At 40.2% G+C, this 16,183-nt stretch carries 16 protein-coding genes and 3 pseudogenes; 7 read left to right on the forward strand and 12 right to left on the reverse strand.

Going from position 1 to position 16,183, the window contains the following annotated elements:
- Nucleotides 1-415 precede the first annotated feature (415 nt).
- Complete coding sequence (locus DFP97_RS32190; protein ID WP_181873326.1) at nucleotides 416-775, forward strand: glycosyltransferase; 360 nt, start codon at nucleotides 416-418, stop codon at nucleotides 773-775.
- A 1,567-nt stretch (nucleotides 776-2,342) separates the two neighbouring features.
- Here the strand turns inward: DFP97_RS32190 and DFP97_RS02390 are convergent.
- The 10 genes from DFP97_RS02390 to DFP97_RS02440 form a co-directional block, all read right to left on the reverse strand.
- A complete protein-coding gene (locus tag DFP97_RS02390) occupies nucleotides 2,343-2,993 on the reverse strand; it encodes a class I SAM-dependent methyltransferase (protein ID WP_114378383.1) in 651 nt (216 codons plus the stop codon).
- The gene (locus DFP97_RS02395) at nucleotides 2,990-3,154 is read right to left on the reverse strand and encodes a TylF/MycF/NovP-related O-methyltransferase (RefSeq protein WP_114378834.1); all 165 of its coding nucleotides are present in this window, start codon (nucleotides 3,152-3,154) and stop codon (nucleotides 2,990-2,992) included. The genes DFP97_RS02390 and DFP97_RS02395 overlap by 4 nt, the downstream gene beginning before the upstream one ends.
- The gene (locus DFP97_RS02400) at nucleotides 3,124-3,309 is read right to left on the reverse strand and encodes a hypothetical protein (RefSeq protein WP_114378384.1); all 186 of its coding nucleotides are present in this window, start codon (nucleotides 3,307-3,309) and stop codon (nucleotides 3,124-3,126) included. Before DFP97_RS02400 ends, DFP97_RS02395 begins: the two co-directional genes overlap by 31 nt.
- 8 nt (nucleotides 3,310-3,317) lie before the next feature.
- Nucleotides 3,318-4,319, reverse strand: coding sequence for a glycosyltransferase family protein (locus tag DFP97_RS02405; protein WP_114378385.1), 1,002 nt, complete (start codon nucleotides 4,317-4,319; stop codon nucleotides 3,318-3,320).
- A 172-nt stretch (nucleotides 4,320-4,491) separates the two neighbouring features.
- Entirely contained in the window at nucleotides 4,492-5,559 is a 1,068-nt protein-coding gene (locus DFP97_RS02410) for a hypothetical protein (RefSeq protein WP_114378386.1), read from the reverse strand.
- 2 nt (nucleotides 5,560-5,561) lie between these two features.
- Nucleotides 5,562-6,626: a glycosyltransferase gene (locus tag DFP97_RS02415; RefSeq protein WP_114378387.1), complete on the reverse strand. Its 1,065-nt coding sequence runs from the start codon at nucleotides 6,624-6,626 to the stop codon at nucleotides 5,562-5,564.
- Nucleotides 6,627-6,725: 99 nt separating this feature from the next.
- Complete coding sequence (locus tag DFP97_RS02420; RefSeq protein WP_114378388.1) at nucleotides 6,726-7,760, reverse strand: hypothetical protein; 1,035 nt, start codon at nucleotides 7,758-7,760, stop codon at nucleotides 6,726-6,728.
- Between the two features lie 360 nt (nucleotides 7,761-8,120).
- Entirely contained in the window at nucleotides 8,121-8,798 is a 678-nt protein-coding gene (locus DFP97_RS02425) for an O-methyltransferase (protein WP_114378389.1), read from the reverse strand.
- Between the two features lie 914 nt (nucleotides 8,799-9,712).
- Nucleotides 9,713-10,252, reverse strand: a complete 540-nt coding sequence (cysC, locus tag DFP97_RS02435; protein ID WP_114378391.1) for an adenylyl-sulfate kinase — start codon at nucleotides 10,250-10,252, stop codon at nucleotides 9,713-9,715.
- A gap of 259 nt (nucleotides 10,253-10,511) precedes the next feature.
- The gene (locus tag DFP97_RS02440) at nucleotides 10,512-10,862 is read right to left on the reverse strand and encodes a glycosyltransferase family 4 protein (RefSeq protein WP_281270928.1); all 351 of its coding nucleotides are present in this window, start codon (nucleotides 10,860-10,862) and stop codon (nucleotides 10,512-10,514) included.
- A gap of 58 nt (nucleotides 10,863-10,920) precedes the next feature.
- On the opposite strand from DFP97_RS02440, the pseudogene DFP97_RS31345 reads away from it, so the two are divergent.
- Together DFP97_RS31345 and DFP97_RS02455 are read left to right on the forward strand one after the other, a co-directional pair.
- Nucleotides 10,921-11,491, forward strand: a pseudogene (locus tag DFP97_RS31345) (transposase); the annotation flags it as partial.
- A gap of 780 nt (nucleotides 11,492-12,271) precedes the next feature.
- Nucleotides 12,272-13,051, forward strand: coding sequence for a sulfotransferase family 2 domain-containing protein (locus DFP97_RS02455; RefSeq protein ID WP_181873329.1), 780 nt, complete (start codon nucleotides 12,272-12,274; stop codon nucleotides 13,049-13,051).
- Nucleotides 13,052-13,433: 382 nt separating this feature from the next.
- On the opposite strand, the gene DFP97_RS30390 is transcribed toward DFP97_RS02455, so the two are convergent.
- Nucleotides 13,434-13,715, reverse strand: coding sequence for a hypothetical protein (locus DFP97_RS30390; protein ID WP_147275012.1), 282 nt, complete (start codon nucleotides 13,713-13,715; stop codon nucleotides 13,434-13,436).
- 95 nt (nucleotides 13,716-13,810) lie between these two features.
- Here DFP97_RS30390 and DFP97_RS32195 point away from each other — a divergent pair.
- From DFP97_RS32195 to DFP97_RS02480, 4 genes and pseudogenes are all read left to right on the forward strand, one after another.
- Nucleotides 13,811-13,950: pseudogene (locus tag DFP97_RS32195) on the forward strand (IS481 family transposase); the annotation flags it as partial.
- A pseudogene (locus DFP97_RS32200) lies at nucleotides 13,946-14,180 on the forward strand (Mu transposase C-terminal domain-containing protein); the annotation flags it as partial. The pseudogenes DFP97_RS32195 and DFP97_RS32200, both read left to right, overlap by 5 nt.
- 293 nt (nucleotides 14,181-14,473) lie before the next feature.
- Nucleotides 14,474-14,806 carry a helix-turn-helix domain-containing protein gene (locus DFP97_RS02475; RefSeq protein WP_114378396.1) on the forward strand — a complete coding sequence of 111 codons (333 nt, stop codon included), beginning with the start codon at nucleotides 14,474-14,476 and terminating at the stop codon, nucleotides 14,804-14,806.
- A 29-nt stretch (nucleotides 14,807-14,835) separates the two neighbouring features.
- On the forward strand, nucleotides 14,836-15,057 hold the full coding sequence (locus DFP97_RS02480) for a helix-turn-helix domain-containing protein (protein WP_114378397.1): 222 nt from the start codon (nucleotides 14,836-14,838) through the stop codon (nucleotides 15,055-15,057).
- 252 nt (nucleotides 15,058-15,309) lie between these two features.
- Here DFP97_RS02480 and DFP97_RS02485 read toward each other — a convergent pair whose 3' ends face one another.
- Nucleotides 15,310-15,696 (reverse strand): hypothetical protein, encoded by a 387-nt coding sequence (locus DFP97_RS02485; protein ID WP_114378398.1) that lies wholly within the window; start codon nucleotides 15,694-15,696, stop codon nucleotides 15,310-15,312.
- Nucleotides 15,697-16,183: the final 487 nt, after the last annotated feature.

Raw genomic sequence — 16,183 nt, forward strand, 5'->3', positions numbered from 1 at the left:
TCATGCACAGCCCGAATTTTTTGACAGAATAAAAAGGGCAATTTTATAACAAATATTGGATATACAGTATTTGAAACAGACCGGATTCCTCAACATTGGGCAGATTTATGCAATGCGATAGATGAGATATGGGTGCCCACACATTTCAACTATGAAACGTTTACCAAATATGGTGTCCAGCCTTCAAAAGTAAAAATTCTGAATCATGCCATCGATTGTGCGCAGTATGATAACATTTTTCCGCCATATCCTTTTCCTTCGGAAGTAAAGTCCTTTAGATTTTTATATACCTTAGCATTTGATTACCGGAAAGGATTGGATTTACTCCTTCCCAGCTATTGCGAAGAGTTTTCAAATACGGAAGATGTCAGTCTCATACTAAAGATTTATGTCCCTAACTGGAATAGTGAAGATAATGTTGCCGACGTGTTCTCTTCTTATATTCCAGTCAAAAATAACAACCCCCATATCTACTTCATTATCGAAAAAAACACCTCGCGAAACTCTTTTATCGTTATATTCGAGCTGCACCTGCTATGTTACTACAGAAAGGGCGTTAGGCGGGGGATTGCCTCAGATGGAAATGATGTCTATGGGCAAACCGGTTATTTCCATAAACTGGGGTGGATGTACAGAATTTATGAATGACAGTAATTCCTTTCTGATAGCACCGGAACAGGAATTAGAACCGGTTCATTACAAGCTGCAAAAAACCAGACCCGGACTATATTTAGGGCATAAATGGGCAAAGGTAACCAAACAAAGTGTTAGGTAAATCATGCGTAAAGCATTTAAGAAACATAAAAAGAGAGAAGAAATTGCTTTCAAAGCAAAACTCGATATAAAAAAAATAGATTATCGATAGAAAGTATCGCCAAACAAATTATAGGATTGTTAGACTTACCCATTACACATGAAACTATTGTTACTAGGATAAACAGACCAGAAACTAATCCAGAATCTATTGTTACTACGATAAACAAGCTTCTTTATTTACCTGATAACCTTGAGTTCACCGTTCAAGTCTATAAGAACATTTTAGGACGGAACCTGATGAACAGGAGCTGCTACACAATTTATATGCTCTTCAGCGTGGAATAAGCCGGCTATATGTCATAATTCGAATTCTTAAATCAGAGGAATATCGCTCCATTTTATTCGAAAGTTTTACGGATATCACCTCGGAGATGATTATCCATGAAATATATAAGTTCAATTCTTTCCAGCCATTTGGGAAGGTTTCCAACAATCAAACGTCAAATAAGTAGGACCAATTTATAGACAGGTGATGGCGATGTTAGAAAAAAAGGTTTTGCGCTAAAATTATAAAAACAGGGAGGCTGCACGTTAGTGGATAATTTCAACCTATATGGCCTCCCATAAAAAAGGTTATAATGTACGATCCTAATTTTAGTTGGAACGAAACTTCATATTTCGAGGCTAGCTTAACATCATAATATGAACTTGGAACACTATTAGGTTATACATTATTAGGAACAGAAAAAATGGGAGTTAACGCATTTTTCCTTCGTAATGATTTAGTGGCTGGTTTCGGATTTGAGGAATTAACTCCTGAAGAAGCATACCACCCGTTAGCGTATGGTCCATACCCTCCATTTGATGGCCCCTATGTTGAAATATAATGCTATTGTTGGAAAAAGCTCTTAGGTTACCGAAGTACAGGGCATATGTTGATCGTGACTTTCCATTACCTCCCGCCTCTTCTTTCCGTTATTACTCGATCTGGTCATTGCCGGAATGGCGGCCATATTCGAATTCTGCTTGCTAAAGATCGTCATTCCCGCAACATCTTTTCTCCAGGAAATATGTTGCGGGAAATAAGTAGAAAGCAAGGCAGCCGCCGTACTTTTCTTCCCCTGTACATATGTATTTTAGTCCATATTGCCGACATAGTGGGATATATGGGCGATCTCTAGGATCATTGCACACTGCATGGGGAGGGCATATGGATTTTCTCGATGAACATAACAGCTATCCGATCCCTTGCAATTTGGTCCCTGTCACGCCCCTCAGTCATATTATTACGGATATCAGAGCGACCATTTGTGGGCTGAAGTGTCCGTCGATCGGCTGAAAGCCATTATGAGACATGTTTTTGAACATTACGAAGAGGCTCGGGCCAAAGGAACGGCTGCCCAGCAATCGGCCCAGCAATATGTTTCGCCTGCTCAAGCGGTTCAGGACATCGCTTCGGCTATTCATCGACTTATGGTTCGGTATACGAAACTTATGTACGTTTACGCTAGGAAACACGTCAAGGAGACGGCTTTACCCTCGCTCTGCTCCCCCATGACGTCTTTCCTCGCGTGACTCCTCTCTTCTTAACTTCTTTTCTTGATAATACAAGCTTTACTTATAAAAGTCATGAAGTCGATTTGTTTTTCTATTTTTATTATTTCCGGGTTGGTTGAGTTCTCGTAATTAAGAATAGCCTCCTGAAAAGTACCATAATCTCTTATAAGATTATTATAATCTATTCTGTTTTTTAAATATTCAATAAAGGGTTGACGATCTTGCCCTGAGAAATAAGGCATATAACTTGTGTGTAAATCTTCTACTATATAATATCCCCCGGGTGAAACGATCTGAAACAGTTCTTCAAAAGCAATTCTTTGATGATCCCATCGATGGCTGGCATCATCGATTATTATATTTATTTTCGGATATTTTATTTTAAAACTGTCTAGTAAATGTTTTGAACTTATGTCTCCAATCTCAACACTTATTCTATCATTTTCTAAATTCTTCACGTTAGGATCTATATCTATACAAATAATTTTGGCTTTTGGAAAAAACTCTTCCCACATCTTTAATGAGGCACCCCTGAATCCCCCGATTTCTAATAAAACAATGTCTTTTTCTTTAAAAGGGTTAAAGAAAAATTCATAAGTTGCAAGATAATTATGACATCGGGAATTTTTGTCGGTGCGATATTTAATACCAATTTCATCTAAGCTTTTTCCATTATTCATTTCATCTTCCTCCAATATACACTATGGTATTGACTCCCCGGGTCAATTCTTATTAGTGGTTCATCTATCCCAAATCCCCCCCTAAAATCCGTGACAGCAGCGGCACAATTAGGGAGAGCATAATCATCAACTATGATAAATCCTCCTTTCGTTGCAGAGATTTTTCATCCTTATCGGAATCCACCTTCATTTTAAAGTTTTTGTAAACACTCATGATTCCGAATGCCCGCCCCAAATTACTGAAATAACCGGTTTGCCCGAGGTCATCATTTCCATTTGTCAGCAGCTCCAATATAAAAATACCTGAAGGTAACACAATGTTTACTAACTCCTTTTACTTAGATACTGTCTCCATTGTTGTTTTATGTTATCTTTTCCAAACAATTGAATCGCTTTATTTCTGGCATTATTGCTGATTGTTTTTGCAAGTTCATAGTTAGTCAATAAACTATGCAAATAAGTCTTTAGCTCAAGCATATTATCGGAAACGAATCCTTCCTTACCGTTTTCAATAATCTCCTGAATTTCAAATGTCTGCTGTTTATAAAACTCATGATTACCTAGTTTTTCCCCTATGGAAACAATGGGAATACCGGTCATAAATGCCTCAATAAATCCAAGTGTATAACTCGTGACCTGAGTGCCCGTATAGAAAAAGACGCGGTTTTCCCGCAACTCTTGCTTTAATTGTTCATAGGTTATTTCCCCTGCGCTTTCGGGCAACCCCTCGTTCCCTGGACCAAACAATTTAACCGGATATCCGCTACATGTTTTATGGAATATATCGTAACTGCAATCTATCGCTCTTTGTATCATCCACCGATTCAAAGCCATGATTTGACTCTTGTCCCCAACCCATCCATTATATTCTGCTGGATCTTTATAAAACCGGATCACCGCATCTTCTCCAATGTAACCGGGGATCATTCTTTCTCTAGGCGAATACCGCACGATTTCCAAACCTTGATTACGGTAAGGCTGGAGGACTTGTTCAACCCAAGCGACTGATTGACCGATGGACCGCCATATCACCCGTTTATGCTTTATCTTCTCCCAGTTATTAATAACGATTGAGGGTATATGCATAATGATTATTATGTCTTTATCTTTGATCAAATCAGGATGCAGATCATCTTTGGGGGATTGGTCAACCAAACTCGCGAAATGCGGGTCATAGGACATTTCAGGAATAGGCGGCCGGTTTTCACTTCCTAAATGCGGACGGCAATATGAACCATGAGAAAAACATTCGTATCCTAATTCAGTAAAAATTTTCAACTCATCATACTCTAATACATCATGCACCGACACATATAAAATACGCATGATCCCATTGCCTTCTTTCTATCTGTTCTCTTTAAGCAGCAATACTCATACAAAAATGCATGACTTTAGAGGTTGTGTTTTCCAATATTACCCAAAAAATGGACTAAATTATTCTGGATGTTTATTTGTGTGGATTCTCAAATAGCTTCTATGATTCTTGGATTTATTTCTTTCATTTCAAACCTTGTATAAAATTTTGAAGAGCATTTGCTTCCTTGTCGAAATCCACCTTCGCTTTAAAGTTCGTGTATACATTTTGACATAAAGTTGTATAACGCTTTTCATCCGAATAGTAAAGGATTTTGTTTACTATCTCATGAGGGTTTAATCCGTCTATGGCAAGGCATGTTTCGCCGTCTATCATGAGCTCTTTTCCAAGCTTGTCATGGTAGTATTCCATCTTTACAATCATTGGTCGGGCGACCGCCGCTGTGTTATAGATAACATGGCCATATCCATCCCCTCCATACTTGGTATGCCAAATAAAGCGGGCTTCTCTCATTTGCGCGGCTAATTTATCGTGGCCATCCACTCGTCCGTCACGGCACAAAAAGCCAGTGCTCTTAAAAGTCCAAGCGGGCATCAGCTTTTCTACCGTCTCAAATAACTCCCAATCGGTGGCATAGCTCTCGACTAAGTTGAAACAATTTATAAAGGAATAAATGTTTTGGTTGGGGTACGAATAATCAGGGTAAAAAACAGAAAGATCAAATTCTTGATGGTAAGAAATAAAATGTATGTGCTCCGGCACGCCTTTTATGATCGCGCTTGCCATAACATTTCGCGTAAGTCCGGCTTCAATCGGCCAAGCATTGCCAATTTGATAGATTAACTTTGGTTTATTAGGGTGACTCTCACAAAGGTGAGAAAATGGTTCAATGTGCTGGGGAAGAGAAGCAATAACGATATCCACAGGCATTTGAAAGAAAACGTCCAGGGTAATGCCCTTATTAAGGAAGCCGCTATTATCTTGGAATAAAAAAACCTGATTATTAGTAGTCTTTAATCCATCAATACTGTAGTAACCAACAACCGAATTTAGATCCGGATCGCCAATGATCAGGTACTGTTTAACTTTGTCCGGATTGTCTAGTATCTTCCAAAAACCTTGTCTGTACCAATCGACGCCAATTGGTCGAAAAACACTGCCGCCAAGCCGCTTTTCAAATAACAAAATCAAACTATATAAAAGAGAAGCGTGATGAAAGTCGGTAAAAACAATAGGGGATTGGAAATTCATAACTAATTCAATCCTTTTATAAACTTTTGAAGAGTTTCTGCTTCCTTATCGAAATCGACCTTCGCCTTAAAGTTTTCGTATACATTTTTGCATAAAGTCGCATAGCGCTGGCTATCCGAATAGTAGAGGATTTTGTTTACCACCTCTTGAGGGCTTAATCCATCTATGGCAAGGCATGTTTGCCCGTCTATCATGAGCTCTCTTCCAAGTTTGTCTCGGTAGTATTCCATCTTAACAATCATCGGACGAGCCACAGCTGCAGAATTATAGAGAACATGACCGTACCCGTCCCCGCCTTTTTTGGTATGCCAAATAAAGCGGGCCCCCCTCATTTGTTTAGCTACTTCGTCGGTACCGCTCGCGCATCCGTCACGGCATAGGCCTCCATAACTTTTAAAATTCCAATCAGGCATAAGCTTTTCTACTGACTGAAATAATTTCCAATCGGAGGCAAAGGCATCGATTGTGTTTAAACAATGAATGAAGGAATAAATATTCTGCTCTGGATAAGATAAGTCAGGGTAAAAAACGCTTAAGTCAAATTCCTGATGATTCGAAATAAAATGGATGTCTTTTGGGATGTTGTGTATTAAAGCACTTGCCATAACGTTTGGCGCAAGTCCGGCTTCAGCAGTCCAGGCGTTTCCAATTTGGTAGATCAACTTTGGCTTATTGGGATGATTTTCGCAAAGACGGAGAAATGGTTCGATATGTGTCGGAATCGAAGCAATTACAATATCAACCGGCAATTGGTAGAAACCATCTAATGTAACAGCTTTGTTGGTGTGCCCCAATATATTCTTATTCTGGCATAAATAAACCGGGTTGCTAGTACTCTCCGCATTTTCATTGAATTTTGATGAACCGTCGGGAACTGCCCGATCAAAGTTTAAATACTGTTTAATAATTTCCGGACTGTCGGAAACTTTCCAAAAACCATGGGTATACCAATCTGTACCAATAGGCGTAAATATAGTACCGCCTAAACGCCCTTCAAACAACAAAATAAGGCTATACAGTAGTGCATTGTGATGAAAGTCGGTAAAAACAATTGGTTGTGAATACATTTCTCCACCTCAATATTTTTATATTGATCGAATACCCTCTTTTGTTACACCCCTTTTTACAATGTTATGCAGGCAACAATGTTTCGTTGAGTGTGACAATTATACACGTATCTGAGAATACCTTTCTTTTACATTCTTAATATTCTCTTCGCTTAAATCAAATTGTTTTATTAATTGCCTAATCGCTAAATTATAAGCATCCGCAAAATCATTTAACTTACCTGCTTCCCGATGTTCGTAAAAAGTTTTCCACCAATACACTTTATTTTCATAACGTTTCTTTTCTACTTCTCTAGACCAGTTTTTTGGTATTTTCGTGGCCGGTTTTGGTGGGTCTATCTTACGCCGGGTTAATGGGCGGCCGTTTTGATCTTGTAGTAAACTTGTGATACCTCCAGATAACCCATTTATATGTGTCCAGGGGGCGTCAATGGGAAGCTGGCGATCTTGATACGCTAAGATATCACCAACATGTTGATCAACATAAAATATTTTGCCGTGAAATTTTGCATAAAGTTGTAGTGAAGTATTAACAAAGGTATCACTAGCCTGATCAGTTTTGCACACGTAGTCTAACGGTTCTATCTTTTCACCGGCGCTCCATCTCCTACTACCAAAATTACGGTCAGTGGATAAAAGATGTTTTGTATAGGTAAATAAGAAATTCGGCCACAATCCGGGAAAGGTACACCCCCACTTCTTGCGGGCTTGCTCAACTATTTCTTGCGAACAAAAACCACGTAGGGAGCCTACTACTTCATATCCTTCTTCTTCAATTTTTTTAAAATAAGAATCAACTACCCCCGGTTTGAATATAATCGCGTCTTCTTCGATTAACATCACCATGTCTTCTTCTACTAACTCCAGAGCCAAATTTATAGCTTGACCTTGTTGCATTTGTCTTTTATGATGTTCTAGTTTAATCTTAGAATTTCGGCTACAAAGATCCACTATATACTGAATGACATCATCTTCAACAGTGGAATTTAAGCAGATATAAAGTCTGTCGATTTCATTACCCCATACTTTATTGAAGAACTTTAACCAATAATTCAACAAAAAAGGGTCGCCACAATATGGGAGTATTGCTGCCCGTGACCCCCTATTTAATGATTTTTTGTTCGAATTTTCCATAAACCGCGCACTCCTATCTCTTATATGAATTCAAATTATTTACCAGTAAAAACTCATTGAGACAAATATATAATTATCATCCTTACTAATAAACCCTGAACCCTTACTTTGCTGCACCTCCTTATCGGTTTGTTATATGTTATGAATCGCCTAGTCCTTCAAAATTCAATCCCCATAGCTCTGTTGCCCTGTCAAGGATTTCCTTGCTGCATGATTACCCGTTTACTTCCGACTACATCCACATGACCTTGCTCAAGCACTGAAAAGCACTTGTCTATTTGACCAGGCTTGAATACAAAGCAATCGTCTTCTATAAGCATCAGGTCCTCTGCCCGGAACTAGCAATCTCAATACATAGCATTATATCCACTTATAGTCAGATGGATGCGTTTTATAAAACCCTGCTAGACCACGAGGTGTTGCAAAATGGAATGGTCTTATTTCTTCGTATTTAACTAAACTAACTATTTCTCCTGGAATCTCCCCCCAAGGCCAATAGGGTTGATTGGGAATGCCTGGAACGTCTTTCACTTCTTGTCCTAGATGCCTGTGGAGGTCATGGATAAAAATAAATCCACCCTCTTCTAGGTAGTCGTAGAATTTAATAAACTCCGCAAAGCGTGTTTGTGGCTCTGTATCCAGCAAGATCAGCTTATATTTCTTCTCGCCTGGGTCAAAATCTTTGACATCTTTACAATATAAATTCACTTGATTTTGTAAGCCCATTCGATGAATTCGCTCAACTGCATGTTCATGAATAGGTCTCAAAAATTCAATGGTATCAAGTTTACCCTTACCATTGTCTTTGAGTGCCATGCCCATATAGGAGGCACCTGTTGCATAGTGGGTGCCTGTCTCAAGTACCCATTCAGGCTTTAAAAGCCGGACAAACCCATAGAGAAACTCACCTGTTTCACACTCAATACCACCAGAATTGAATGCGGAATACAGTTTTGCTTCCTCTACACCTACCCATTCAGACTCACTATGGAGCTTGAGGGTTGGATCGAGAGATAATAATAGGTCAGTTGTGTTCATTTACTTTTCTCCTTTTTAAGTTCCTTAATCATTAAATCAAGATCAGCTTTCATTTGTTCTGCATATTCGATAGCATCATCAGTTAGTCCTTGAGCATACTTGCTGTGTGAAAAAAGGCCGTTCTCAAACGAATGCACCGTTGCTGAAAATTTTAAAAAAAGTTCTGTGTCGATCTGCTCATAATAAATTCCACCATTCGATGAGCTCATATTAAAGTATGCGGCACAGAGAGCAAACGAAAAAATAATTAAGTCCAATTTTTGGCAATATTGGGAAAGACAACCTCTTAAGTCGTGCATTTTGTTTGGAATAGGAAAAGTCAGGGTAAAAGACGGAGAGATCAAATTCTTGATGGGCTGTACCAATCGACGCCAAATCGGTCGAAAAACGCTGCCGCCAAGCCGCTTTTACCTGCTTATTTTTTACATCTATCAACCAGAAATAAATATTGGCATGATGCCGTTCAACTCCCTTCGAGTTTTACTGGATAACATACACCTCGATGAACGCTTTTCATCAAAAATGAACACCCCACGCGTTGTATATCAGATAGGAGCAACCGAAAGCGCAAACAGGCGCTAAAATCCAAAGAAGCAGCATTTTCACTACAATTTTGGCCCCTAAAGTTGGCAAAACTCCATTGCGTGCAGCATCCATGCCCCAGATGCCGGCAACGGACAGATGTACAGTTGCTGACGGAATGCCAAGCAGGGACAGAACAGCATCAACGTGGCATTGATAAACAATATCCGTGAGGTTGAAACAATATCGGGCTGCGTATGCCTGACAACTTTTCTGATAATAGCAAGCGAGACGGTCAGTATTCCCGCACCGACGAGAGGGCCTATTGCATTAGCGGTATTATTCGCTCCTGTAGCATAAGCCAGGTACGCTGCAGTACCGATGGAGAGCCGTCATGGTCGTTCCAACGTAATATACCGGTGCTGCTTTAAATATTCAATAATTTTGGCTGCACTTTCAACTGGTTCTTCGATCTCAGTATCCAGGGCGATATCCGGGTTGTCGGGCTCTTCGAAGGGATCGGAAATGCCGGTAAAACCGGGGATTTCTCCATTCAAAGCTTTCTTATATAACCCCTTCACGTCCCTGCGTATGCATTCCGCCAAGGAACACTTTACAAACACTTCAATAAATGAACCGATCTCCTGACGACAGTAATCTCGCATTTGCCGATACGGAGATATAAAGGATGCCAATACAATAACATCGTTACGGGTAAGCAGTTTAGCTACAAATGCAACTCTTTCAATGTTTTTTTGCCGATCTTCTTTTGAAAAACCCAAATCTGCCGTAAGATTCCTACGGACAACATCGCCATCAAACGCCTCTACCCGTATTCCTGATTCGATTAGTTTTGTCTCTACCAAACGGCTGATTGTCGTTTTCCCGGCGCCGGACAGACCGGTAAACCAGACGGTAACACCTTTTTGCAAGTCGGATCACCTCGATTGAAATATGATGATTTCGCTGCTTCCATTATATGCAGTCATAAATCTTAGGTATGGGTAAACCTAGCATAATAAAAAAAGTTTTCATTCATCCGGTAAAATAATAGGGCGGCGATATTTGCTTAATTAACGCTCATATACAATATACTTCATGACACGGAAACGGTATCTTGTTTATTCCCAACATCCACCAGATACAAGCCGCGATCAATACAATCAGATACCAATAACGGCATGAAGCAATTCAACTCCCTTCGATATTGATCAAATTTTTTATCTTTTTCTTGAATAAATCGTAACGATATTGTTGTACCGCTCGCGCTCGAGCCTTCTTCCCCATACTTTTCAGTTTCGCCGGATCGTTTGCCAGCTGATCGATCACCTTGGCAAGCGATTTAGTATCCTCTTTGTTTATCAATACGCCGGTTTCCCTATCGATAATGATTTCTTGTAAACCGCCGGAGTTATAGGCGACAATGCATTTTCCAAATGCCATCGCCTCCAGCGCCCCATTAGCCAACGCTTCTTTAATGACACTGGTAACTGCAACCAAATCTACTGCAGGAAGCACTTCCGATATATTTTGAGAGCACACCCAGATATTTGGCCTGTCGGCAACGACAGGCCATTATTTCGACTATTCACTTATAAACTTTGTTTACGAACTTATTCAAGATTCGTATTGCCGCTATTATGGGCGTCCCGCCAATGAACCAGAGATGCTCTTTTGCCTTCTCTTTCTTCAGATTCTTTACAACCTCTCCGATGAACGTGTAATTGGTGAGACATAAGTAAACTTAACTTATCGTTGATTCATTGGTGTAAACCCAGAAGATCCACTACCTGATCCTAGTCAACTCTCCCGGTTTCGGAACTACCGATTAGGTACCAGTAGGGTTGATGAGTTGCTCTTGCACATTGTGCGCCAGTGCGTCGATAAAGGCTTGATTAAATCCAAGACGATTTCGGTGGATGCTGCACATACCGTTGCGGATGCACAAAAGAAGAAACCGCTTAAGGTACTGCAGGACAAACCGCTTGCGTAGAACCGTGCTTAAGCGGCATCCCAAATTACGAGGCAAGCTGCCGAAACCACCGCAATATGCCAAAGATAATCCCGAGGCTGCAAAGATGATGCACTATCACTTGGCTGATCTGGGGGAAACTGTGGAAGAACTCCTACCTGATCACGAAGGGGCGATTACAAACAGACTTCGAATCGCCTTTTTCCTTCGCAATGATTTAGTTGCTGGTTACGGATTTAAGGAATTAACTCCTGAAGAAGCATGCCACCCTTAGCGTATGGTCCATACCTTCCATTTGATTGGTCCTATGTTGAAATATAATGCTATTATGCAAAAATAATAATACCCATTAATGTGTGAAGTGCACCCCTTAGAATAGACATTGGAAAAACCTCTTAGGTTAATCGAAATACAGGCTTATGTTGATTGTGGCTTTCCATTTCCTGCCCCCTCGCCTTTCCGTTGCTACTCGTTCTGGTCATAGCCGGAATGGCGGCTATATTCGAATTCAGCTTGCAGAAGATCGTCATTCCTACAACATCTTTTCTCCAGGAAATATGTAGTGAGATCGGCCATCTTCATATGTAGAAGGCAGCCGCCGTTTCCTTATCTTCCCCAATACATATGTATATTTTATTAGTCCATATTGCCGACATAGGGGGGATTTATGAGCGCTCTCTATAACAACATCGGAACGATGCTGGAACCAACCGGTTATGCCCTCCATTTACAAGAGCAGTTTCCAAGTTTTATCTTGAAGTGCATAACTCATGTAAATACTGAATATTGTTAAAAATTGTTTCTTGTTTCAGCAAATAACTTGGTTGTAAGTTATTTTTCTATCATTCTCTTAATCTAGGAGGAAGTTGACCATAATCTTAATCATGTCGTCGTTAGTCTAAATTATAAAATCGGCGTACCATTTCAAAAATACTGAGTATACGGGAAAACATTTAATTATTGTGGGAGGAATATGAATATGCTAAATCCAAATGAATTAGTTGTTTTTGTACACATAATGAAGACGGGCGGGACTACTTTGAGGGTTAATTTTCTGGTTCAGCAATATGAATCGGATGTGGTGGGGTTAAACAGTCCAGAAGAAATCATTGAAAAAGCGATGAACGAAAGTACCAAATATATCAGTGGTCATTTTGGCTTTGGGCTTTATAAAGCTGGTTCCATTAATAAAATGTTCATTAAGAGTGATTTTCCGCGGCCTTTACACTACATTACGTTGCTTCGTGAACCTGTGGATCGCATTATTTCACTTTATTATGATATACAGCGTAGGTTTCCCGACCACCCTGCTGTTAGAAACAAGGACCTAAAAGAATTTGTAGAGACAAAAAATGCATTTTATGAACCCAATCTACAAACATTGTTTATAACCGGTGGTATTCTAGACTTCAAACTTGCAACAGAACGTATCACCAATGACTTTAAAGTGGTTGGAATCACGGAATTATTTAATGAATCAGTTTTTCTAATGAAAAAAGAGTTAGGATGGGATAAAATCACCAGCCTTCATCAAATTTCGGAACGATCCATGACGTATTTCCACACCACCAAACTCAACAATAATCCTAAACGTCAAAAACGAGATCAAATTTCCAGAGATTTAATCGAATTTATTGAAAGAAGCAATTCGCTAGATATTCAACTGTATCAGTTTGCCAAGGAATATTTGATTCAGAGGATTAATTCCTTAGATTTAAAAACCAAAGAAGAGATGGATTCGTTTTTGGGGAACAGTTAACTCAAGTCGGCGGCCAATATAGTTGATGGTCAAATCCGAACCGCTACTGTCCGTTTGTTGTGAATAAGCACTTTGTTTTCGCAGAAACAGGTGCTTATTTGTACATAGGAACGGATTGCCGATATTTTGATACCGCTTAAACTTTTAGCAAATTATAGCGAAGGGGTTACGGGTGATCTACTACCATGATTTTCAAATAAATTTGTTACGCAGCCTTGGGAAGAAGAATTTGTTCCCAAACTTAGACTATTGTCCGAATTGCCGGGCGAAAAACGGTTTACTGCGCCATGGTTTCTATGAGCGAAATGCGATTGAAGACGACATGATCGTGCGAATCCCGATTTGCCGCTTGTTGTGTCCCGACTGCGGGAAGACGATTTTTTTATTCTGCCGATGTTTCTTCCGCCAATTGCGAGGGTTTATGAGAAACGGGCGTACGGTAAGCAACGGAAATAGAACTGTTCTTTTGGGAAGCGGGCGAACGAGCGCGGGCGAACGAGCACTTTTGCCAAGGGAGCCAAAAGAAAAGGCCATAAAGATGCTGCAGATGATCCAAGCTTTTGGGAAAGCAACCTACATCAAAGGGTGGTGGCATCATCGCGTTAATAGCTTTATGGCAGCACCATTTTACCATGGTAGCGAAAACCGAATAACGTTTCCACATCCTTATTTCCTCGTCCCCGTCCCATTCGATAGGTTATGATTATTCATAACGGTTAGCCGGCTTAGCCTACTGATCACAAGGAGGCGATATAACCGATGGATGAAGGAATCAGAGAGAAAATTGCGTTGTTTCGTTACGGTATGATTGCACCGCTGTTAAACGGCAGGTGGATCGAAAGGCTTATTTGGCGGAGGTGTCGTCCAAAAAGCATGACGTACCTGTTTATGGGGAGAAAACCTAAGCGATTTGCAGAACCGGAGCTGCTGGCAAAAGCGTTCCTCCACTGCGAGGATCGGAAGTGGACAAGGCCGGTTGTTTCAGCTTCCATGGCAAGAAATACGAAGTGGTCCTCTTCATTGGGCGAACGGTTCAAGTCGTGTACGACCCGGCGGACATTACGGAAGTAACGATTGAGTATGAAGGGTATGCCCGTGGAAAGCCCGTGAATTGGTGATTGGGGAACGTATCTGCCGGCTGTGGCCCAGATGATTCGGTAATGATGCCTATATTATAGGAAATCAAGAAGTATACAAGATGTTGAATCCCGTTTTGATACACATTTCGAGAGTATGAAAATCCGCTCCGATCAGCTGGAGGTTACATCAGACCCTAAGAAGCCTTCCTTTTTCGAAAATATATACGATCCGGGAAACGGCTGACACTTATGACGAAAGGGGCTGTCTATAATAGAATGATATGCTCCCCTTACGGTAGACAGGTTAAATAATAAAACCTGCTATCGTAAGGGGAGCTTTTTCATGGCTAAAAGCAATCAATATAGTGCACTAGAGAAATTCGCTATCTTACAGGAGCTTGAAACGGGTCGTAGTCGACTTATAGATGTTGCACAGAAATATGGCATTAGCAAAACGACACTGGTCAAATGGAGACATCAATATCAATTGGATGGCTCAGAGGGTTTAGAGCCCCGAAAATTCCATAAAAGCTATCCAGAAGAGCTTAAATTACAAGCTGTCATGGATTACCTCTCAGGGAATGGCTCACAGTACGAAATTATCGATAAATATAAGATCGCCAGCCGAACACAACTCCAAAACGGATTACCAATTATAATGGTCATAGCAGCTTAAAGTCTCGTGAATCTGGAGGAACAAGGGCTATGACAAAAGGACGGTCTACAGATTGGAAAGAACGGATTGATATTGTCTTATATTGCTTATCCCAAAATCGTAATTATCAAGCTACATCGGAGAAGTATCAAGTTTCATACCAACAAGTTTACCAGTGGTTAAGAAGTATAAAGCTGGCGGTCAAGATGCTCTATAAGATGGTCGAGGGGAGTATGAAATTGAGCGGCTTAGAGCGGAGAATGCTTTCCTAAAAAAGTTACAGGAACTCGAAAGGAGAGGATATTAAGCCGGGTTAGGCATGAAAGGCGCTATCTTGCGATTCAGTCCGTACACCAGGAACAGCATTGTTGTATTCGCCTGCTTTGCCACATTGCCGGCGTGTCACATTCTGGCTACTATAAGTGGTTGAATCGCAAAGAGAGCGTTCACGAGCAGGGAAATCTGCAACTTACACAGGCTATGATTGTGTTATACGAGCAAGTGGACGGAATTTATGGCTATCGTCAGCTAACCCTGAATCTAAGAAAGCGCTTACCGGCGGCTTTGCTCATGCCTAAACGTTGGAACAATTTTTGCACAAAATCGCGGAACACGGATTCCAGAAAAGCGGGATCCATCTCGCGCCATTTCCGGGAGAGTTGGGATGTGCTGATGGTCGTCAAATTGATCGTTTCTTGTAGTTTCCCGTTCTGCTTCACATTTAAGCTAATGTCGGTGTACGACTGAATCTGCATCAATTGAGCGAAAACGAAAAGTTTAGCTGTGGTTACACTATCCAGTTTCTTCACGTACTTGTCCAGATCCAACTGTTCAATCTGTTCTAGCATCAATTTCGGATTTAACGGAATCAGGTATTCCGTTAACGTGGATTTTATGGTATTCTTGTCCATGCGATCTTGTTATTAGTGATTTGGACAGGACTACCTGTTCCCCTAATAATAAGGTTTTTTTATGGACAAAACCGACTTAAATATCACATCTTTAGCACAATTTACATCATGGTTTTCATGCAAAACTGCTTGACAAATTGAAATTATGTTTATCAAAGCTACTGATTATTTCTAAATAAAGTTACAATTTTTTTTTGCTTACCCAATGCATAATTAAAAGCAAAAATATTCTTAACATCATTTAGAACAATATTGAGATTTAACAGCGCATATTAACGGAACGGGTTCAAAACAATATATAGTTGCTGATGGTTCAATTTTCGCCAAGGGAATAGACATCAAACCAATATTTGCACCTGCATCAAGAACTTTGCTTCCTGGCGTTATAATAGAATTTAGATAATTCAACTCTTGAGACTTCGAATACTATTCCTTGTCTTAAAGTATGACTAGTTACTATATCTTCTTAATGTGTGTAAAACAGAAA

Origin of the sequence: Paenibacillus prosopidis (genome assembly GCF_003337375.1) — a bacterium.
Classification (GTDB): Bacteria; Bacillota; Bacilli; order Paenibacillales; family Paenibacillaceae; genus Pristimantibacillus; species Pristimantibacillus prosopidis.

Excerpts from the sequence above, each read along its gene's own strand:
- DFP97_RS32190 (WP_181873326.1), top strand. The coding sequence starts at position 416 with ATGTTGCCGACGTGTTCTCTTCTTATATTCCAGTCAAAAATAACAACC.
- DFP97_RS02390 (WP_114378383.1), bottom strand. The coding sequence starts at position 2,993 with ATGAATAATGGAAAAAGCTTAGATGAAATTGGTATTAAATATCGCACC.
- DFP97_RS02405 (WP_114378385.1), bottom strand. The coding sequence starts at position 4,319 with ATGCGTATTTTATATGTGTCGGTGCATGATGTATTAGAGTATGATGAG.
- DFP97_RS02410 (WP_114378386.1), bottom strand. The coding sequence starts at position 5,559 with ATGAATTTCCAATCCCCTATTGTTTTTACCGACTTTCATCACGCTTCT.
- DFP97_RS02415 (WP_114378387.1), bottom strand. The coding sequence starts at position 6,626 with ATGTATTCACAACCAATTGTTTTTACCGACTTTCATCACAATGCACTA.
- DFP97_RS02420 (WP_114378388.1), bottom strand. The coding sequence starts at position 7,760 with ATGGAAAATTCGAACAAAAAATCATTAAATAGGGGGTCACGGGCAGCA.
- DFP97_RS02425 (WP_114378389.1), bottom strand. The coding sequence starts at position 8,798 with ATGAACACAACTGACCTATTATTATCTCTCGATCCAACCCTCAAGCTC.
- DFP97_RS02455 (WP_181873329.1), top strand. The coding sequence starts at position 12,272 with ATGCTAAATCCAAATGAATTAGTTGTTTTTGTACACATAATGAAGACG.
- DFP97_RS30390 (WP_147275012.1), bottom strand. The coding sequence starts at position 13,715 with ATGTGGAAACGTTATTCGGTTTTCGCTACCATGGTAAAATGGTGCTGC.
- DFP97_RS02475 (WP_114378396.1), top strand. The coding sequence starts at position 14,474 with ATGGCTAAAAGCAATCAATATAGTGCACTAGAGAAATTCGCTATCTTA.
- DFP97_RS02480 (WP_114378397.1), top strand. The coding sequence starts at position 14,836 with ATGACAAAAGGACGGTCTACAGATTGGAAAGAACGGATTGATATTGTC.
- DFP97_RS02485 (WP_114378398.1), bottom strand. The coding sequence starts at position 15,696 with ATGGACAAGAATACCATAAAATCCACGTTAACGGAATACCTGATTCCG.